General features: G+C 46.5%; 14 protein-coding genes. 10 read left to right on the top strand and 4 right to left on the bottom strand.

Annotated features, from left to right (window positions below):
• Nucleotides 1-4: 4 nt before the first annotated feature.
• Together V1358_RS09520 and V1358_RS09515 are read right to left on the bottom strand one after the other, a co-directional pair.
• Nucleotides 5-1,912, bottom strand: coding sequence for a hypothetical protein (locus V1358_RS09520; protein ID WP_347393385.1), 1,908 nt, complete (start codon nt 1,910-1,912; stop codon nt 5-7).
• Between the two features lie 157 nt (nt 1,913-2,069).
• Nucleotides 2,070-3,989: a hypothetical protein gene (locus V1358_RS09515; RefSeq protein WP_347393384.1), complete on the bottom strand. Its 1,920-nt coding sequence runs from the start codon at nt 3,987-3,989 to the stop codon at nt 2,070-2,072.
• A gap of 221 nt (nt 3,990-4,210) precedes the next feature.
• Here V1358_RS09515 and tkt point away from each other — a divergent pair, with 221 nt between their 5' ends.
• Complete coding sequence (gene tkt / locus V1358_RS09510) at nt 4,211-6,205, top strand: transketolase (protein ID WP_347393383.1); 1,995 nt, start codon at nt 4,211-4,213, stop codon at nt 6,203-6,205.
• Between the two features lie 108 nt (nt 6,206-6,313).
• Here the strand turns inward: tkt and tal are convergent, their stop codons facing one another.
• A complete protein-coding gene (tal, locus tag V1358_RS09505) occupies nt 6,314-7,267 on the bottom strand; it encodes a transaldolase (RefSeq protein WP_347393486.1) in 954 nt (317 codons plus the stop codon).
• Nucleotides 7,268-7,425: 158 nt separating this feature from the next.
• Here tal and V1358_RS09500 point away from each other — a divergent pair, with 158 nt between their 5' ends.
• From V1358_RS09500 to V1358_RS09475, 6 genes are all read left to right on the top strand, one after another.
• Complete coding sequence (locus V1358_RS09500; RefSeq protein ID WP_347393382.1) at nt 7,426-9,078, top strand: ribulokinase; 1,653 nt, start codon at nt 7,426-7,428, stop codon at nt 9,076-9,078.
• Nucleotides 9,075-9,770, top strand: a complete 696-nt coding sequence (locus V1358_RS09495; protein ID WP_347389749.1) for an L-ribulose-5-phosphate 4-epimerase — start codon at nt 9,075-9,077, stop codon at nt 9,768-9,770. Before V1358_RS09500 ends, V1358_RS09495 begins: the two co-directional genes overlap by 4 nt.
• Before the next feature lie 32 nt (nt 9,771-9,802).
• Entirely contained in the window at nt 9,803-11,302 is a 1,500-nt protein-coding gene (araA, locus tag V1358_RS09490; protein WP_347393381.1) for an L-arabinose isomerase, read from the top strand.
• A 68-nt stretch (nt 11,303-11,370) separates the two neighbouring features.
• Nucleotides 11,371-11,955 (top strand): beta-phosphoglucomutase family hydrolase, encoded by a 585-nt coding sequence (locus V1358_RS09485; RefSeq protein ID WP_347389747.1) that lies wholly within the window; start codon nt 11,371-11,373, stop codon nt 11,953-11,955.
• Between the two features lie 122 nt (nt 11,956-12,077).
• Nucleotides 12,078-13,298: an aldose epimerase family protein gene (locus tag V1358_RS09480; protein ID WP_347393380.1), complete on the top strand. Its 1,221-nt coding sequence runs from the start codon at nt 12,078-12,080 to the stop codon at nt 13,296-13,298.
• 67 nt (nt 13,299-13,365) lie between these two features.
• Complete coding sequence (locus V1358_RS09475; protein ID WP_347393379.1) at nt 13,366-15,321, top strand: RICIN domain-containing protein; 1,956 nt, start codon at nt 13,366-13,368, stop codon at nt 15,319-15,321.
• Between the two features lie 332 nt (nt 15,322-15,653).
• Here the strand turns inward: V1358_RS09475 and V1358_RS09470 are convergent, their stop codons facing one another.
• Nucleotides 15,654-16,658: a sensor domain-containing diguanylate cyclase gene (locus V1358_RS09470; protein ID WP_347393378.1), complete on the bottom strand. Its 1,005-nt coding sequence runs from the start codon at nt 16,656-16,658 to the stop codon at nt 15,654-15,656.
• A 242-nt stretch (nt 16,659-16,900) separates the two neighbouring features.
• Here V1358_RS09470 and V1358_RS09465 point away from each other — a divergent pair, with 242 nt between their 5' ends.
• The 3 genes from V1358_RS09465 to V1358_RS09455 all read left to right on the top strand — a co-directional run bounded on the left by V1358_RS09465 (nt 16,901) and on the right by V1358_RS09455 (nt 20,584).
• A complete protein-coding gene (locus V1358_RS09465; protein ID WP_347393377.1) occupies nt 16,901-19,186 on the top strand; it encodes a TonB-dependent receptor in 2,286 nt (761 codons plus the stop codon).
• Nucleotides 19,187-19,198: 12 nt separating this feature from the next.
• A complete protein-coding gene (locus tag V1358_RS09460; protein ID WP_347393376.1) occupies nt 19,199-19,879 on the top strand; it encodes a Fe2+-dependent dioxygenase in 681 nt (226 codons plus the stop codon).
• A gap of 225 nt (nt 19,880-20,104) precedes the next feature.
• A complete protein-coding gene (locus V1358_RS09455; RefSeq protein ID WP_347393375.1) occupies nt 20,105-20,584 on the top strand; it encodes a hypothetical protein in 480 nt (159 codons plus the stop codon).
• Nucleotides 20,585-20,589: the final 5 nt, after the last annotated feature.

The following is a 20,589-nucleotide window of genomic DNA, read 5'->3' as shown; positions in this document are numbered from 1 at the left end:
AAATTCAATCACACCGCACCGCAAAATACTCATCTGGCTGGGTTACGGTGAGCTCGGGATAAATTGTTGTCAATGCTTGATACTGCTCGGGCGCTTCAATTTGCCATTTCATCATTTGTCGCAAGTGGTGGCTTTGGACTTGAGCACCATTATTCATAAGGTAAGTTAAAAATGGTCCAGCTTGGTCTTTAGGTACATGATGATAAATCGGAAATCGATGTCTGTAGGGGATACTTGCTAAATGAGAGTACAAAGGATCGATGGCATTAGATGAAATATCCAAATACGGCTCAACGAGTTGATATTGAGCAATGTCGCCATACTTTGCGATGGTGTTGGCAAGGCCAAGTGCATCCGCTGCGGACAACTGCGTATATTGTTTTAGCCACAAGGTCATCACTTCTTTACCCACATATGCGGAAAAAGCCTCACTATGTTGTGGGTTAGGGGTGAGGTTTGCTGCAGCCAGTTTATTAATTATCGCTTCATTGCTAAAACCTTCGCGTAAGCCTAATCGCGTCACCGTAAGACCCAAAGCAGAGCGTTCAGCATCGGATATCTCCGGGAGATTAAGGTTATCCAACTCAAGCTGCTTTATTTGCGCGAGGGTTTTGTTTTGGTTCATTAAAATGTTGTATGCACGTTGCCTCAGCTGGTTCTCAGAAACCTTTTTAGAATTTGAGCATGCGTTATATTCAGCGGAGGCCTTCACCATTTTTACAAAATCGCTCTCCTCAAATTCATTCCACTGAGAGACTGAAAATGAACGCTCTGCGAGCCATTTTCGCGGGGATTGGCACGCATCAACAAGCGCTTGCTGATATTCGTCCATCTGCGCTGAGTCACTTGCTGACAACTGGATTGTGAGGTCATTGGTCGGGATTGTACTCCATGGTGACACTGAAACTGTGATCCCTTGAGCTTTTAGTGAGTCTAAATTAACGTCATTTGATAAAAGGCTATGTTGAGTTAGGTATTTGGTTTGTCCATCAAGACCACTTGCGGCAATAAGTTGCTCCATAATGACAGCGTCTTGCGAGGCTGATGGGAAGGTTTGAAAATGTTTAAGAACCTGCTTTTGAATAGGGCTAACAAACATTGACTCATTACTAAATGACTTTGGATATTTTTGCATCAGTAATGTGGCTGCTTCGGTTTTTCCCATTGATAGTAGCTCAGCCACAAGCATGTTCACTGGGCTCAGTTGCGCATCATTGAGCAACTCAGGTGGCACATTTGCAACCAACTCGGTTGCGCGCTCGACGAGCAATGAGGCTACAGGGTTTTCATTGAGTTGTTTTCTGAATTTAGGATATTCCAGCGATATACGATAGAGGGTGTCTAAATTAAAGTTTGAAAGTCCGTTAACCACTGGTTTTGAACCATCAGCCATTGCCTGCAAAGTTGCAAGATTGACGTCGAGTTCCTCCATCACTTGCGAGTTATTACTCGTGTTTTGCGGTGATTCGTATTTCTGAAATACGAAGTCCTGCAAGATATCGAAGTTGCGTGACAGCGCTGTACGCAGTTGCACATGTTTACGCCAGCTTTCCCAAGCTTGCCAATCTACACCGGCTGCAATGAGTGCGCGTGTGACTTCATCAAAGTTAGCGCCATGTTTAAGCGCAGCGTCTGCTTGGTCAAGGTACTCTTTTTGTCTTTGCATTTTGATGTTACGCGAATCTTTGAGCACACTTTTGCATTGTTCTAGGTCTTCGATTGGCTTTGGCGCGGGTGTTGGAGTGAAGGTTTTTTTGGGCGCTTTAGAATTGGCGATTGTGGCGTTGGTGGTTGATTCTTGCGCCTTTATATTAAACGCTGTGTGAGATTGCTTTGAATCGGCAGTACTCAGCCAAAAATAAGCGCAGGTTGCTGATATTATTACTAACGTAAAAGCGATTCGTTTTTTCATTGTCATCCTTGTAAGCCACTTGCAACTAGCTTCCATTCTTTAATTTTTTAGTACAAAAAACAACCGTTATTAAAAATAAAATATTGAACTGACTACACAAACTGCGTAGTCAGTGAAAAGCAATTATAAAACTGCACAGTGACTATTATTTAGGCACCTATTTCTGATTATCGCAATTTACAGCAAAGTAATCGTTTGGATCGCCGACAGCTAATTCTGGAAATTGCTCAATAATTCTCAGATAAGTTTGCGCATTTGTTGTCTGCATTCTCACCATTTGTCTTTCGTGCTGACTGGATACGGAATAGCCTGTTTCCAGAAGGTATTTTAAGAATTGCGCACTTGAACGTTGACGGTTGTCTATTACAAATGGATCGCGTTGGAGCAGGTAATATAGCGGATCTAGCTGTTGTGAGTCGGGTCGCACAATAAACGGCTCTATTAATTTGTATTCCCTTAACGAACCACGGTGCGCTATGACGTTGGCGAGATTCAATGCCGTATCTGGTGGTAAGTCAGTAAGTGTCTCTAGCCACATGGTCAGTTCCGGTTGGTTTACAAATTCAGATAGTATTTCTGTTGAGTCAAAAGAGGGGGTGAGCCCCATGTTGGCTAATCGGCCTACTATTTGTTCGCGTGACAAGGCTTCATTACCACTGGCTATCGACGTGGCGATTAATGCTAAAGCAGTGCGTTTATCATCAGAGAGTGACGATACGTCAATATCATCCATAGTGAGGTTTTGCCACTGTTCAAGACCTTTACCTTTGCCTAATATTTCGCTTGCGATACCCATGACAAGGGCCTGGGCGTCTATCGCTTTGCTATTTTCACAGGCTTTAAACTCAGGTGAGTTGATAACGGAATCAATAAACGGTGACGTTTCATACTGTTGCCACTGCTGCGGTGTTTTTGTGCGCTCAGTAAGCCATTCATTTTGCGAGCTACAGGTATCAAACTCACTTTGTTCTTGTTTAGTAAATTGGTGTTCACTCTCAAGGGTAATTTCCAGTGGGGGCGATTCAAGTGGTATCGATGTAAATGGGCTGACGTTCAACTTGAAGCCTTCGTTTGCAAGCAGCGTTGTGTTTAGCTTCATCTTCGCTCCAGAATCATCAGGTAAATAGCGCTGCATGCGATTAAGGTCAACAGCATCAAGTAATTGAGCTACCATGCTTTTGTCTTTACGTGCGGCTGTGTACAGGGTCAGAATCTCTATGGTTGCTTGCTGAGAGCGATTAATAAATATGGAATCATTTTTAAATGCTTGCGGGTAGCGTTGTGCAAGTAAGGTGGCAGCTTCTGTTTTACCAGTGAACAATAGCGAGCCAATGAAGTGGTGAATGGGCGACAGCTCAGGCGAGTTAAGTAGTTCTGCATCAACGTGTTCGAGCATAGCCGTGACGCTATCAACAAGTACTTGCGTAGAGGTATCTGAAAAGGTCAGAAGCTGAAAGTCACGCATATCGAATACTGTGTTATACACATAGTCGAGGTTTAAATGCGGCGTATTACCCAAAGGCTGGTGGGCATTGGCAACGATCAAATCGAGTGTTTTCAGTTGAGATTGCAGGAGTTGGGCGTGCTGTTTTTGCTCATCAGAGGATGCGTCTTGTGGGATTTGAGACTCTAAGAAGTGCTTGATGGCGTGTTGATGCTTTAACGTTGCCTCTCTAATCTGTGTGCGAATTCGCCAGATGTCAGTTGTTATCCAGTCAACGCCACCGTGCAATAAGGCAAGAGTAATGTTGTCGACACTTTCGCCTTGTTTGCGAAGCTGTGATGCAATGGCAAGGTATTCGTTATTTCTGCCTCTGTGTTGCTCGTAATAACTGCGTTGAAGTTGCTCACAACGCTCGGAAGAAACAAAAACTTCTGGCTTGGGTGTTGGTTCAAATTCGTTGATTTGAATATCAGGCGATGCATTGCTAAATGTTGACTTTAATCCAGAGGAAGGTGCTGTGCTTTTTTGTATTTGTGCCTGTTCGTGCGCAGGAATCTCTCTTTTAATCATCAAGTAAACGATAGCTAAAACGACTATCAACACAAAAGCACTTACAAAACCTAGCTTTTTCATATTCATCCTTGTTTGCACAACTAACCAACATCATTGTTCAATTTTTGAGTTGTAAAAACAACCCGGTTCAACAAGTTGTTATTCTGTAGTCATTTTTTCTAGCGGTGTAGCGACTCCTAGGTAGAGTCAACCCGCCTCTTTAGCTGCAAAGCTTGCTATTTGCAGTATCAGTTGTAATATACATTTGTAGTATAATATTAATAGATAAGATAATACGACTTATGACGCTTCCAACATCACAATCAGCGCACGCGGTGCGCATCCTTGCCGTTGACGCGGTACAAAAAGCAAAATCAGGCCACCCAGGTGCGCCGATGGGTATGGCTGATATCGCAGCCGTGTTGTGGCAAAACTTCTACCGCCACAACCCAAGCGATCCTACGTGGGCTAACCGTGACCGCTTCGTGCTTTCAAATGGTCATGGTTCAATGCTGCAGTATGCGCTGCTGCACTTAAGTGGGTATGACGTTAGCATGGATGACTTACGTAATTTCCGTCAACTGCATTCGAAAACCCCAGGCCACCCAGAATATGGTTATACACCGGGTGTTGAAACAACAACGGGCCCGTTAGGGGCAGGTATTGCTAACGCAGTGGGTATGGCAATTGCGGAAAAGACGCTGGCGGCGCAGTTCAACAAACCAAACTTCGATGTTGTCGATCACTTCACCTATTGTTTCATGGGTGATGGCTGTTTGATGGAAGGGATCTCTCACGAAGCATGTTCACTAGCGGGTACTTTGGGCCTTGGTAAATTGATCGCGTTTTGGGACGACAACGGCATCTCCATTGATGGTGAAGTGGAAGGCTGGTTCTCAGATGATACACCGGCGCGTTTTGAAGCTTACGGTTGGCATGTGATTCGCGATGTTGACGGTCATGATATGCAGGCCATCAGCGATGCTATCAGTGCGGCACAAGCAAACACGGATAAACCAACCCTAATTTGCTGCAAGACCATAATTGGCTTTGGTTCACCTAATAAATCGGGCTCACATGATTGCCATGGCGCACCATTAGGTGATGAGGAAATTGCCGCAGTGCGTGAGCAGTTGAACTGGCCGCATGCTCCTTTTGAAATGCCAAGTGAAATCTACAGCCAGTGGAGTGCGCAAGCGCGGGGTCTTGAGCAACAGTCACAGTGGCAGAGTCTTTTTGCGGCATACGAAAAAGCACACCCAGAATTAGCGGCACAATATACTCGCCGCATTAATGGTGAGCTACCAGCCGATTTTAATGACAAAGCGGATGCCTACATTCGCCAGTGTCAAGAGAACATGCAGAACATTGCGACGCGTAAATCGTCGCAAAACGCGATTACTTTTTTTGCTAATCAGCTGAGTGAAATTATCGGTGGTTCAGCGGATTTAGCAGGCTCTAACTTAACCCTTTGGCCACAAGCAAAGGGCATTCAAGAGCATGATGACGGTAACTATGTATTCTATGGTGTTCGTGAGTTTGGCATGAGCGCAATCATGAATGGTATTGCCTTGCACGGTGGCTTTGTTCCATTTGGCGCTACGTTCTTGATGTTCATGGAGTACGCGCGTAATGCTGTGCGCATGGCGGCGTTAATGAAAGCTAAAAGTGTGTTTGTTTACACTCACGACTCAATCGGTCAGGGTGAAGATGGCCCAACGCACCAGCCAATTGAGCAACTTGCTAATTTGCGCATGACGCCAAACCTCGCAACATGGCGTCCGTGTGACGAGACCGAATCAGCAGAAGCATGGCGCCAAGCGCTCATTCGTCAAGATGGTCCATCAGCGTTGGTATTCTCACGCCAAGGTACACAAGCGGTAGCGCGCAGCGAGCAGCAAGTACAAGATATTGCCAAAGGTGGTTATGTTCTAAAAGATTGTGAAGGTAGCCCTGAAATCATCCTGATTGCCACGGGTTCGGAAGTGAATCTAGCCCTTGACTCAGCACAGGCATTAACCGAGCAAGGTAAAGCTGTGCGCGTGGTATCAATGCCAAGCACAACCGCTTTTGATGCACAGTCTCAAGAGTATCGCCAAAGCGTATTACCAAAAGGTGTTGCAAAAGTAGCTATTGAAGCGGCTCATAGTGACTTTTGGTTCAAGTATATCGGTGACAATGGTGATGTTGTTGGCATGCAAAGCTTCGGTGAATCTGCACCGGGTGGTGTGCTACTTGAACACTTTGGTTTCACCGTTGAGAATGTTGTCAGTAAGGCCAATGCACTACTAGCCTAAGTGAGAACGAGGGCCCCCAATTAAGTTGATATAAAAAAAGCCCAAGGCGCTAACTCTTGGGCTTTTTGTTTATTGGGATATCTACTGTTGTTAGTAGGCAACGCAGACTTAAATAAGTTCAGCCAACATTGCCTCAAGTTTTTCTTGGTCTATCGCAAATTGACGAATACCCTCAGCCAATTTTTGTGTCGCCATCGCATCTTCGTTCATTTGCCAACGAAATGCCTGCTCACTCAGTGCGCTTGGCGCAGGTTTAACTTCCGTTGAAGCACTAAGCATTTGTGACAGTGGCTCATTGTTATTGGCAAGCTCCTCTAGCAGCGCTGGGCTGATGGTTAAACGGTCACAGCCAGCTAGCTGTTGAATCTCACTGATATTGCGGAAACTCGCACCCATTACCACAGTGCTGTAGCCATGCTCTTTGAAGTAGTTATAAATACTCGTCACAGATTGCACGCCAGGGTCGTTTGCACCGGTGAAGTCTTGCTCTGGTTGGTCGTTTTTGTACCAATCGAGGATGCGGCCCACAAACGGAGAAATCAAATAGGCACCCACTTCTGCACAGGCGCGTGCTTGGGCGAATGAAAATAGCAGCGTGAGGTTACAGCGGATGCCTTTTTCTTCAAGGTACTTTGCTGCCTGAATACCCTCCCATGTTGAGGCAATTTTAATCAGTACACGTGAGGTATCGATATCTTGCTCCTGATACAGGGCAATCAGTTGCTCAGCTTTCTCAATAGTTGCCTGGGTGTCAAAAGACAAGCGCGCATCTACTTCAGTAGAAACTAGGCCAGGTACTTGTTGCATCAACTTGCTGCCAATCAAGACCGATAATTTATCGGCAGCTAGTTTAACTGTTTGTGCATTGTTTTTACCTTGACCTTTCGCCCACGCTACAGCCTCGGCGCCTAATGGCTGATACTTTTCAATTTGCATCGCCTTAAGCAACAAAGAAGGGTTGGTTGTTGCGTCTTGCGGTTGGTAAACCTTAATTGCTTCAAAGTCGCCGGTATCGGCAACCACGGTAGTCATTTTTTTAAGCTGTTCTAACTGGCTTGTCATAACGAGTTCCTGTCCTGAGTGTGGATCAATGCGTTGCATTGCGTGCGCTTCAATGAAGTTTATTTGTATTTATATATTACCTTTGCAATATTACATTATTGATATTATCATACAATTAAAAGTAATGAATAATTTATAAGAAATCATTGAAGGTACTTATGTCTCGATACACGTTAGGGTTGGACTACGGGTCTGATTCGGTTCGAGCTCTGCTAGTTGATGTAGCAACTGGTGAAGAGATTGCGACCAACATGGTGAACTACCCGCGCTGGGCGCAGGGTCTATATTGCGAGCCAAGCAAAGACCAGTTCCGTCAGCATCCTCAGGATTACATCGACAGCCTAGAGCAAGTGGTAAATGGTCTTTGGAGCCAAGCGCCTGCTGGTGCTGCTGATAAAGTCATCGGGATGGCATTTGATACAACTGGCTCAACACCTGTCGCTATCAATAACGAGGGTACGCCGTTGGCATTGACCCCCGAGTTTGAGCACAACCCTAACGCGATGTTCGTGTTGTGGAAAGATCACACAGCGGTTAAAGAAGCGGCGGAGATCACCGCGGCAGCTACCAACAATGACGTCAATTATCTCGCCTACATGGGCGGTATTTATTCATCAGAATGGTATTTCGCAAAAGCCCTTCACGTATTTCGCCAAGACCGAGCTGTGAAGGCTGCAACTTACACATGGGTTGAGCATTGCGACTGGATCACGGCATTGATGTGTGGCACCACACATCCGCGTCAACTCGAATTAGGTCGTTGTGCAACAGGTCATAAAATGATGTGGAATGAAGCATGGGGTGGATTCCCGCCGAATGACTTCTTCACATCCATCGATCCGCTTCTTGATGGAGTAATCGATAAGCTAAACGCAGCAACCCAACCGAGCGACCAAGTAGCTGGCAAGCTCACCGCCGAATGGGCTGAACGCTTAGGCCTACCTCAGGGCATTGTTGTTGGTTTTGGTGCATTTGATTGTCACATGGGTGCAGTTGCTGCCAATGTGCGTCCGGGTGTGCTGACTAAAGTAATGGGCACATCAACCTGCGATATTACCGTTACCAGCAAAGAGCAGTTAGGCGATACCTGTGTTCGTGGTATCTGTGGTCAAGTGGATGGCTCTGTGATCCCACAAATGATTGGCCTTGAGGCAGGTCAGTCAGCATTTGGGGATTTATATGCATGGTTCAAAAACTTACTTGCATGGCCGCTGAAACAACAAACTGGGTTAAGTGGTGAAGAGCAGGCGCTGCTCGAGAAAATCGAAGACAAGATGTTGGTCGATCTTTCTCGAGCTGCAGCGTCCCTACCTGTGACTGAGAAAGATGTGACAGCCCTTGATTGGGTGAATGGTCGTCGTACTCCTGATGCCGATCAAACAGTTGCAATGGCATTAACTGGTTTGAAGATGGGCACTGATGCGCCCAAATTCTTCAAGGCGCTAGTTGAAGCGACTGCATTCGGCGCCCGCGCAATTACTGAGCGTTTTCGCGATGAAGGCGTACCGATTGAATCGGTTGTGGTCATTGGTGGTATTTCTAAGAAATCAGAATATGTAATGCAAACCTGTGCAGATGTATGGAATTGCCCAATTGATGTGCTTGAGAGCGAGCAAAGCTGCGCCTTGGGTGCTGCGATTATGGCTGCCGTAGCCGCAGGTGCGCATAGTGACGTTGCTAGTGCCCAAAAAGTGATGGCATCGCCTGTGTGTCAGCAATATCAGCCAAACCCAGAGCGAGTCGCTGTTTATGACGCGCTTTATAAGAAATATCAAGCGCTTGGCGCCTATGTAGACGGAGGTGCAGTATGAGCTTTGTAGAACTCAAACGCGAAGTATATGAAGCTAACATGGAGCTGCAACAGCGCGGCTTAGTGATTTACACCTTCGGCAACGTATCGCAAATCGACCGCGACAAAGGCGTTATTGCCATTAAGCCAAGCGGTGTGTCGTATGACCAAATGAAGGCCGAAGATATGGTGATTGTTGATTTAGACAACAACATCGTTGAGGGCGACATGCGCCCATCGTCAGACACTAAAACCCATGTGCACTTATATCGTCACTTTGATGCGATTGGTGGGGTCACTCACACGCACTCGACTTATGCCACCGCATGGGCACAGGCAAAACAAAGCATTCCTTGTTTGGGCACCACACATGCAGATTACGTTCACGGTGACATTACCTGCACCCGCGAACTGACCGACGAGCAAGTGAACGGTGATTACGAACTTGAAACCGGCATTCAAATTACTGATGCCTACTTAGACCGAGACCCAATGGCTGCACCTATGGTGGTGGTTGCCGGACACGCGCCTTTTACTTGGGGTAAAGACGCAGCTCAGTCTGTTTATCATGCGGCTCTTTTAGAAGAAATTGCTCGCATGGCCTATCTAACACGCACCCTTGACCCACGTAGCGACGTGCTGAAGCAGTCGGTCATGGACAAGCACTATTTACGTAAACACGGTAAAAACGCCTATTACGGCCAGAGCAAGTAACGCCGCCGTGGCAATATAAAGAGGATACTCACATGACGACAATGATGAAAGAAGTATGGTTTGTCACTGGCTCACAACATCTTTATGGTCCTAAGGTGTTGGAAGAAGTTGCGCGTGATAGCGATGCAATCGTTGCTGGCCTGAACGAAGCTGCAAACTTACCGGTGAAATTGGTATGCAAACCAACTGTAAAATCACCTGAAGAAATTCATGCTGTATGCCAAGAAGCAAACAGCAACCCTGACTGTATTGGTCTGATCCTGTGGATGCACACATTCTCACCAGCGAAGATGTGGATTGCGGGTCTGAACGAACTACGTAAGCCTTGGCTGCACCTACATACGCAATTTAATGCGGCACTGCCTTGGTCTGAAATCAACATGAATTACATGAACACGCACCAAAGTGCGCATGGAGACCGTGAGTTTGGTTTTATCGGCACTGTGATGCGTAAAGAGCGCAAAGTGGTGGCCGGTCACTGGCAGCGTCCTGATGTGCAAGCGCAAATCGATGATTGGTGCCGTGCAGCAATGGGTTGGAACGAAAGCCAAAACCTAAAAGTGGCGCGTTTTGGTGACAACATGCGCCAAGTTGCCGTAACTGAAGGTAACAAAGTATCGGCACAAATCACTTTTGGTTATGAAGTACATGCCTTTGGTTTGGGTGACCTTGCCAAAATCGTTGACCAAGTGAGTGACGAAGACGTTGCGGCACAACTTGAAGTGTACAAAAACGACTACCATATCCCAGCAGAGACTTTGGCAGACGACTATAAAGTGAATATGCTGAAAAACGAAGCGCGCCTTGAGCTAGGCATGCAGCGTTTCTTAGACGAAGGTGGTTTTAAAGCATTCACTAACTGCTTCGAAAACTTATCTGGTTTAACGGGTCTTCCGGGTTTGGCGACACAGCGCTTGATGGCTAAAGGTTACGGCTACGGCGGTGAGGGCGACTGGAAAACAGCAGCCATGGTTCGCATCATGAAAGTGATGGGTGAAGGCCGTGAAGGCGGTTGTTCATTTATGGAAGATTACACCTACAACATGGGCAGTACAGACCAAGTACTCGGTGCGCACATGTTAGAAGTGTGTCCGTCAATTGCGGCACAAAAGCCAACACTTGATGTTCACTTACACACCATTGGTATGCGTTGTGATGTGGCTCGCTTACTGTTTACCGGTAAGCCTGGTCCTGCTATTAACGTATCGCCAATTGACCTAGGTAATCGTTTCCGTATCATTATTAATGAAGTTGATACTGTTGAGCCGCCAGCGGCACTGCCGCATTTGCCAGTGGCATCAGCATTGTGGGAGCCAAAACCGAATCTATCTGTTGCATCAGCTGCGTGGATCCACGCTGGTGGCGCGCACCACACGGCTTATAGCCAAGCGGTAACAACGGATATGATCGTTGATTTCGCGGAAATGGCGGGTGTCGAAACTGTGGTTATTGATGACGCAACCACCATTCGTGGTTTGAAGACCGAGCTACGTCATAACGCCGCTTACTATGCACTTAAAAACGGCCTGTAAGCCAAGCGAGTGAACGAATAAGCCAAGGGTTTTCCCTTGGCTTTTTGCATTTAAAAACAGGAGTAGTGATGAAAGATCTCAGCGCCTATGACGCCATTATCTTTGATATGGATGGCACCTTAGTTGACTCAATGGGCTCGCACTTAAAAGCGTGGGAGCAGGTTTGTATTGAGTACGGCTACCCGTTTGATTATGACTACATGCACTCGCTCGGTGGTGTGCCAACCAAGGCAACAGTGGCGCTATTAAATGAGCAATATGGATTGGACCACGACCCTGAGGAAATAGCGATTCGCAAACATGACTTTTGGGTGGCTATGGATCACGACCCAACGCCGATTGCGGAAACATTCGCTGTATTCGAACAGTACCACGGTAAATTGCCAATCGGAGTCGGGACTGGTGCTGAGCGCTCCCATGCAGAAGAATTGCTAGCAAAGCATGGTTTATTGCCTCGACTAGGAGCCTTGGTCACCGCCAGTGATGTCACCCACGGTAAACCACATCCAGAGACGTTTGTGAGTGTGGCATTACAGCTCGGTGTAGAGCCAACGCGTTGCGTGGTGTTTGAAGACACTGATATCGGCCGACGTGCTGCGATTGCAGGGGGAATGGACTGCATTATGGTCAAAAACGGCAAGATCCAAGACTAGATTTAATCCCTTCAATTTCCCGGTGATTGGGCGCTCCTTTGCAACTTTTCACCGTGATAACCTTGCATATGCTACTATATTTGTAATATAAAAGTATAAAATAAATATAAAAGGCGACTACAATGTTATCTAACACAGCTATGAGCGAGCGCTACAACAGCCTCACAGAATATGAAAACTTACAGAGCAAAGCCAAAAACTATGCTTCAACGTTTGCCATGGTGGGCGTGTTAGTATCATTTGTAGTGCCGAATGCTTTTGCTCACCAAGGAGACGCTATGAACTCAGTGCCTACGGCTACGATGCAGCATTTCGATACCCTCGCAGACAGTACCCCAATAAATAAAGTGACTTTGACTAACGCCAACGGTGTTGAAGTAGATGTGATCAGTTACGGTGGCATTATTACCCGTATTACTACACCAGATGCGAAAGGTAACAGCGGCAATATCGTACTAGGATTTGATAACGTTGCAGATTATGTGGCTTCAAGCACGTATTTCGGGGCGATTATCGGGCGCTACGGTAACCGTATTGCTGGCGGTAAATTCAGCTTAAATGGTACTGAGTATCAACTGGCTAAGAACGATGGTGATAACCATCTCCACGGCGGTGTGCAAGGTTTCGATAAAAAAGTATGGCAAATGCAGCCATTCACGACAGCCAACAGTGCAGGTGTAAAGCTCACGTTGTTGAGCCCCGACGGTGATCAAGGCTATCCGGGTAACCTTGCTACTGAAGTAACCTATACATTGACCAACAATAATTCACTAGACATGCAATTTGTTGCGACCACAGATAAGCCAACCATAGTGAACATGACCCAGCACAGTTACTTTAATCTTGCGGGCAAGGGCGACATCCTAGATCACCAGCTACAAATCAATGCACAAACGATGACACCTGTTGATAGTGGTCTCATCCCTACTGGCGAAATTACTAAGGTTGCAGGTACTGCGTTTGATTTTCGTAAGATGAAAGCGATTGGTAAAGATATCAATGACGAAGACGAGCAACTCAAACTAGGTAAAGGTTACGACCACAACTTTGTACTTAAAGATGTGGCTGATGGTCAGCTTATCGAAGCAGCTAAGGTGTATGAGCCGGTTTCTGGACGCACTTTGACTGTCCTCACGGAAGAGCCGTCAGTGCAGTTTTATTCTGGTAACTTTCTCGATGGCAGTACTTCGCAACCGGGGCTGAAGCACGATTTTCGTAGCGGCTTTTGTTTAGAACCACAACACAATCCAGACTCGCCTAACCAGCCTCAGTTCTTATCCACTGTATTGCATCCAGGCAGCGTGTATTCAACGCGTATTGTCTATGAGTTTGGTGTTAAGTAAATACATTATCACCACCGTGACGGGCAGTTAACGGTGGTGTTTTTTTAATTCACACAATGAGTTTCATATGATTAGAGCAATAACAAAGCAGCGTAAAAGCCTTCTGAGCGCAGCTGTGCTGAGCAGCCTTTTGCTCGGCGGCTGTGCTTCAACCAATGAAGAGCAGACGCAAGAATTGGCTCAGGTTGCACCAACGGTTGCACCAGCGCAAGCCGCGCCTATTCAAGACAATGGTATTTTCACCAACCCACTGTTTCCAAATGGTGCCGATCCATGGCTAGAGTATTGGGATGGCAACTATTACCTCACCACTACGACATGGACATCTGAGTTAGTGATGCGTAAATCGCCAACGCTTGCTGGCCTTGCTGATGCGACGCCAATTAATGTCTGGTCTGATACCGACCCAAAACGTTGTTGTAACTTCTGGGCATTTGAATTTCATCGCCTAAAAGGCCCTAACGGTTATCGCTGGTACATGATGTATACGGCTGGCCAAGATGGCACGCTCGATCACCAACATCTGAATGTACTGGAAAGTGCCGGTGACGACCCAATGGGCCCTTACGAATACAAAGGCGCGTTAATGCCTGATGTGTGGAACATTGATGGTAACTACCTCGAAAAAGACGGCAGATTGTATGTGATTTACTCGCAGTGGCAGGGTGATCAGCAGCTCAACATCATTGCCGAAATGGAAAACCCATGGAAGCTCAAAGAAGGTACTGAGCATGTTATTTTAACTCGCCCCGAGCTTGATTGGGAGATCAGTGGTCGCAAGGTAACTGAAGGCGCGGAAATCCTGCAGCACAACGGCCGCACTTTCATGACTTACTCGGCGAGTTTCTGTAATACGCCAGACTACAAATTAGGCTTGCTTGAGTTAGTGGGCGACGACCCAATGAACATCGACCATTGGAAAAAGTTTGATGAACCCGTCTTTAGCCGCACCGACGAAGTATTTGGCCCAGGTCATAATGGCTTCTTTACGTCGCCAGATGGCAGTGAAGATTGGCTTGTTTACCATGGTAATGACTCGGTAGAGCACGGCTGTAGCGCCACTCGTTCGCTGCGCGCACAAAAGTTCGACTGGAATGATGACGGTACGCCTAACTTTGGCAAACCACTCACACCGGGTGTGGAAGTGGCGCCACCTTCAGGTGAATATGGCCCGCTGGTGACTCGTGTACAAGGTCAGCGTTATCATTTAGTTAATGCCACAACTAACCTTTGTTTGGACATCGCCTCTGACCCGCAAGACCCTAAAGCAGTGCAGCGCCAATGTACTGGCACTAACGGCCAGTGGGTACTTGATGCAACGACAGATGGTTATATCCGCTTGGCCAACCGAGAAGACTCTAAATTCCTCGAAGTAGCGCAATGTGCAACAACCGACAATGCTAAAGCGCAATCAGCGGCATGGCGCAACACTTATTGCCAGCAATGGCAGGTTGCTCCAGCGTCTGACGGTAATGTGACGATCACTAACCGCTACTCAGGCAAGCCACTTGCAATTGCAGGCTGCTCAAGTGCACAAAACCAAGCTGTGTTGCAAAGCAACGAGCAAAGTGCGTGTAATCAATGGCAACTACAGCCTGTGGGTGAAGTTGTGGTGTTGAATCAGCAAAGCGGCAAAACCCTTGCTGTAGCCGATAGCAGCGCAAAAGCGGGCGTGAATGTGGAGCAACAAGCCTACAAGCACAGTGATGCGCAGAAATGGCATTTTGTACCAACCGATACCGGCTATGTGAGTTTGAAAAACAACTTACAAAGCGATACCTGTGTGGCTGTAGCGAGCAATGCTGTAGTACCAGGCGCGAATGTCGAAATGGCGGCATGTAGCGAGAAAACAGCGCAGTGGCGTATTAACCCTGTTGCTGGCGGCGGTGTAATGCTTATCAACCGCTACACCAAACAAACGTTAGGTTTAAGTGATTGCGGCTTGGCTGAGCACACCAACTTCGCGCAGCAACCCGAGCTGGCGACCCGTTGCCAAGTATTCCATTTGCGCGAGCCTAATTAAGCGAATTATTGTTGCCCAAAAGAACAAAAGCCACTGCAATGCAGTGGCTTTTTTTATGGTGATCACACAGCTGGGGTGAATTGCATCCACCAATAATCAGTGCTGTAGTCATTAACCAGCGCAAGTATTGTGGATGTGTAAGCGCCGCGCGGAGAAATGTTAGAGTGTAAATCTAGGAGCACTTTGCCAGTAAAGAGGAATATGCCTGAGGTAGAAAGCGCGGTAGGTGGAATCCATTTTGATGTGTAATGAGCCAAAGCGATGCTTTTGCCTCGATAAAAGAGCAAAAAATGTGTCTGTGAATTGTGATGTAAGAAGTGAACCTATCTAACTTATTGCATTTGATAATGCGCGCGTTTGTTACTGTACATTCTTTGATCCGCAATGTGCATCAAGTCCTGAATAGTAGACGCATCGTCATGATAAACAGCATGTCCTATGCTGACACTTAAAGCGAAGTCTTGAGCTTGGTGGCTGTATGGCTGTCCCATTTTGTCTTTGATTCGGGTTATCACCTGATTGATGTAATGTGGGTCTGGCAGTGGTGCCACAATTAAAGCAAATTCATCACCGCCAATACGGGCAACTGTATCCGTAGCCCTAGTCGCAGAAAGCAATCGCTTTGCGGTTTCAACTATGGCTGCATCACCGAATTGATGACCATGTTTGTCATTCATGGTTTTTAACCCGTTCATATCGACCATGAAAATGGCACATAGCTCGTTATCATGAAGCCTATTGAGGTGCAGTTTGTGAAACCTGTCCATAAATAATGCGCGGTTCGGAAGCCCACTTAGGCTATCGTGGGTAGCTAAATAATGTAAATCGCTTCTGCTGTGTTGTTGTGCAAAATAGAGCGCAGAGGCAATAACATCACGCAGTAAATTTAACACCTCAACATCTTCATCTGTATAGTTATGTTCTCGATGTGACATCACTTTGAGCACGCCGACAGCAACGTCATCGTAAAACAATGGAATAACTATCATCGAGCGCACCCCTAGAGCGCGCGTTGCATTTCTATCGACGCGCTCATCTGTTTCGGTGTCTTGGCAATACTGGCTTTGTCTGGTACGCACGCATAAACCTGACAAGCTCCGTTGTTGGTCTAAACGCAGACCTAAAAAGTCTTTGGCGATACCAGATGCAGCGCGATAAACCATGTCTCCATCTTCCGCTAATTCAATGGCTGCACCATCAGAGCTTGTGAGGTTTAAGCTTTGTTGAACGACTTGCTCCATTACATCAGCGAACTCTAGACCTTGTTTCGCGATGGCGGACTGTATGCGAATAATTTCTAGCAGCTTTTCATTTTCTGGCATGGTTGCGGGTGTCACAAAATGTAAATCTTGATAAAAGTTTAGAAGAGGGTTTAGAAAAAATCTTGTCTTGATTCTGTGAGCGATGTGCTGCGGCGAGGGCACAATAAGCTAATCGTAAAAGTGCTATTAAGAAGTGCTTAAAACAGATGTTAACTTAACTAACTTAAATAGTAGTGATAATGATTCTCAACTGCGTTTACATTTTGTTTTTTTCATTTACAATGCCTCCAACCTTCTGTGAATACTAGAGAATCATAATGTCAAAGAACAACGTATTCGGCTCAACGGCTTTATTGAGCACGCTAGCTTTAACTATTTCTGCTGCACATGCAAATGATGCTAACTCTCAAACCAATGCGAAAACCGCAGTTGAAAAAGAGAAAGAAGCGATTGAACTCATCGAAATCCACGGTGTACGAAACTCTATCTATAACGTCAGGAAATCGGGTGATGCACGTCGCCTTGTAGATTTAGTGGATATGCCCACTACTATCACCGTCCTGACCAAAGACCAAATTGAAGAGTCTGGCCGCTCGGACTTAAAAGAAGTGTTATCGACTCAAGCAGGTGTGACGTTAGGTACGGGTGAAAATGGTAATGCATTCGGCGACCGTTACATTATTCGTGGTCACGAAGCACGTTCAGACGTGTTCGTTGATGGTCTTCGCGACCCAGGTATGAACACTCGTGAAAGCTTCTCAGTAGAGCAAATCGAAATTACTAAAGGCCCAAGTGCAACCTTTGCTGGTCGCGGCTCATCGGGTGGTGCGGTAAACAGTATCACCAAAAAAGCATCCCTGGGTTATGACTTTGGCCGAGTCGATGTGGGTGTAGGTAGCGATAATTACCTGCGCGCGGCGGTGGATGTGAACACCCCACTGACTGACAACTTCGCTACGCGCATTAACATCATGACGGCCAAAGAAGATGCACCCAAACGCGACGGTGCCGAGCGTGAGCGACAAGGTATTTTGGCTTCTGGTTTGTATGACAACCTCGAAGATCTGAAGATCTGGACTGACTTCTATTACCTCAACGCTGAAGATGTGCCTGACCTAGGCTCTACTATGGTTAATGGCGAAATCATTGAAGATATCCCGGTTTATGCACAAGAGGGGGACTTCCTTAACTCAGAAGCTGCTTCGGGTACATTGCGTGTTGAGTATGAAATCAACGACGCATGGAAAATCTACAGCATCACTCGCTACGGTAAAACGGATAATGGCTACCTAGCAACGAGTGCGGGCGGTACCACCGGCTATTTCACAGAAGAAGACGCCAATGACCGCGTAAATGGCTTTGGGACCTTCACTTTCGGATCGCACTCGAATTATCAAGATGTGGAACACTTTGCCACACAATTGAATCTTTTCGCCGAACTGAAGACAGGTTCAGTTGAGCACAAGTTCCTTGTAAGCGGTGAATACGCTGACTATTCGGTACTCAATGGTCGATATACAGATATAGGCAGTATCGATTCGCCAAATTGTTGGACAGCAGGGCGTGGCGGTGTTGGCCAGAACTTCTGTGCGATCGATGCCAATGGCAACACAGCGACAAACTTGAACAATATCATTGACCGTTCACAAGCGGTAAAAGGTGACTTCACCTCAGATTACAGTTATGAAGTCTCAGCACTTTCATTCATGGACACCATGCAAGTGACGAAAGACTTGATGCTTTTCGCCGGTATTCGTATCGATAACTACGATTACAGCAATTTAACCAATGGCCGCAACGGTGAAGCCTTGTATGAATTTTCAGACACCCTGACCAATGGTCACTTAGGGGTCGTGTATGAAGTGCTCGATGACATCAACTTATACGCTTCTTACGGTAGTGCAACAAACATCAATGGTGGTGAATCTGATGTAGGCGGCAACTGTGGCTACGGCGGTGTATGCACGGACTCACAGGGCAGCGCTAATGCGGAACCAGAAACGGTGCGTAACCTTGAGTTCGGTACCAAGATGTCGCTTAATGACGAGAGTCTGTTTGTGCAGCTCGCAGCATTTCGCCTAACCAAAGACGACATCATGGAAGGTGCGGGCAGTGGTTATGAAGTAACGGGTGCGCTAAACACCGGAAAGCACGAAGTTAAAGGCATTGAAATTGCCATGAATGGCCAGCTTACTGATGAGCTCAGCATTCAAATCAGTGCGGCGAAGATGGACTCAGAAATTCTAGAGTCAGCGTCGAACCCTGACAGCGTAGGTTTACCGTTGGCCTTGTTCGCTAAAGAAAGCCTCTATGCACAAGCGCGCTATCAGCTAACGGAAGACTTTGCCTTTGGTGGCGATGTAACTTACAAAGGACGTATGACAGGTGGTCAACCTGATACCGGTTCAACGGGCCCAGAAGTGCCTTCGTACACAGTTTATAACCTGTTCGCGACTTACAACTTTAGCGAAAATCTGACGACACGTTTGAACTTTGGTAACGTGTTCGACAAAGAGTACTACACCTCAACATACCGCGCGCCTAAGTTTATGTACATTGGTGACCGCCAGTCGATTCGCGCAACTGTTACTTACGAATTTTAAGGAAAGTTAATCATGGTCTTGATCGAGCAATTGCTAACAAAAGATGAAGTGCGCACCTTTCGTAAGCACCTCGATCAGGTGCCTTGGCTAGACGGTAAAGGCACTGCGATGGGGATGGCCGCTGCGGTAAAAAATAACGCGCAAGCGGATACCAACGACGAGATGGTTCGCCAATTGACCAATTTATTGTTGGCCAAATATGGTGAGAATCCGAAATTGGTATCGGCTGTGTTACCGCACAAGATATTCCCTCCGTGTTTTAATCGGTATGCGCAAGGGGAAACATACGGGTTCCATGTTGATGCCGCGATTATGCGCTTACCCAACTCTGCGGATGTATTGCGCTCAGACATGTCGATGACCTTGTTTTTATCAGAGCCTGATGAGTATGAGGGGGGAGAACTGGTGATCCAAACCGAGTTTGGAGAGCAGCGGGTTAAACCGCAAGCTGGCGATGCGGTTACGTATCCCTCTAGTAGTCTGCATCGCGTGACACCGGTAACGAAAGGAGCGCGTATCGCAGCCATTACTTGGATGCAAAGTTTGGTCGCCGACACCCATGTCCGCGAAATTTTGTTTGAGCTGGACCAAAACATTCAGCAGTTACTGCAAAATGAATCGATTTCGCGGGAGCAACTCGATAGCCTGCATCACGTTTACCATAACTTAATTCGTAAACACACCAGCGTTTAATTCATTAAATCTGCGTGTTAGCACATTGAAAGGAGCCCTAGGCTCCTTTTTTTTCGCTTGGTGTTTTTAAATATCTTTGTGGCCGAAGGTACCCAGATAAGTTTGCGTTGTTTTAAAGTGAAATGATTGGTAACTTTATGTAAATATTATAAAAATCAGCGAGTTCATGCACAAGTAGTCATGACTCCGGTGTTACTTTGTTTGAGCCAATGCGGGGGAAGGCCTTTGAAAAGGTTTGGTGTTGCTTATTTTACCAAGCTACTGCTAGTAATTGCCGCTGTGAGTTTGTCTTCGGGGTGTGCGATAAAATCAGTTGCTTCATATGATGAAACCACAGACAAAAATATCACGGCATTGCAGCGAAAATTTGAAACATTTCTGATTGGCCTGCAAGCAAAAGAAGGTTTGCCTGAATGCGCGTTTAGCCAAAATGCCGCTTTTTACAATGAGGCAAAAGTAGATTTAAGCTCCATCAAAGTCAGGACTGAGGCTATCCCTAAAAATGATCTCACCAACGAGCAACTTAGCTTGTTAACTAGCAGTTTAAATAATTTAGAGATGCTGCATCGTGTTAAGGATAAAAAGTCCAAATCCGGTGGTGAGCTTAAGTGCATGTCGGCTGATGAAATAACCCCTTTAAGATCAGCATTTAATTCGAGTTTTACCGCCATATTGAAGTTGGAACTTGCCAAAAAACGCAATTGATAAGG

The sequence above is a fragment of the Pseudoalteromonas pernae genome, from assembly GCF_039831865.1.
Lineage (GTDB): Bacteria > Pseudomonadota > Gammaproteobacteria > Enterobacterales > Alteromonadaceae > Pseudoalteromonas > Pseudoalteromonas pernae.
Note: the sequence above shows the minus strand (reverse complement) of the source record. Positions and strands in the feature narration are given on the sequence as shown.

Excerpts from the sequence above, each read along its gene's own strand:
- V1358_RS09520 (WP_347393385.1), bottom strand. The coding sequence starts at position 1,912 with ATGAAAAAACGAATCGCTTTTACGTTAGTAATAATATCAGCAACCTGC.
- V1358_RS09515 (WP_347393384.1), bottom strand. The coding sequence starts at position 3,989 with ATGAAAAAGCTAGGTTTTGTAAGTGCTTTTGTGTTGATAGTCGTTTTA.
- tkt (WP_347393383.1), top strand. The coding sequence starts at position 4,211 with ATGACGCTTCCAACATCACAATCAGCGCACGCGGTGCGCATCCTTGCC.
- tal (WP_347393486.1), bottom strand. The coding sequence starts at position 7,267 with ATGACAAGCCAGTTAGAACAGCTTAAAAAAATGACTACCGTGGTTGCC.
- V1358_RS09500 (WP_347393382.1), top strand. The coding sequence starts at position 7,426 with ATGTCTCGATACACGTTAGGGTTGGACTACGGGTCTGATTCGGTTCGA.
- V1358_RS09495 (WP_347389749.1), top strand. The coding sequence starts at position 9,075 with ATGAGCTTTGTAGAACTCAAACGCGAAGTATATGAAGCTAACATGGAG.
- araA (WP_347393381.1), top strand. The coding sequence starts at position 9,803 with ATGACGACAATGATGAAAGAAGTATGGTTTGTCACTGGCTCACAACAT.
- V1358_RS09485 (WP_347389747.1), top strand. The coding sequence starts at position 11,371 with ATGAAAGATCTCAGCGCCTATGACGCCATTATCTTTGATATGGATGGC.
- V1358_RS09480 (WP_347393380.1), top strand. The coding sequence starts at position 12,078 with ATGTTATCTAACACAGCTATGAGCGAGCGCTACAACAGCCTCACAGAA.
- V1358_RS09475 (WP_347393379.1), top strand. The coding sequence starts at position 13,366 with ATGATTAGAGCAATAACAAAGCAGCGTAAAAGCCTTCTGAGCGCAGCT.
- V1358_RS09465 (WP_347393377.1), top strand. The coding sequence starts at position 16,901 with ATGTCAAAGAACAACGTATTCGGCTCAACGGCTTTATTGAGCACGCTA.
- V1358_RS09460 (WP_347393376.1), top strand. The coding sequence starts at position 19,199 with ATGGTCTTGATCGAGCAATTGCTAACAAAAGATGAAGTGCGCACCTTT.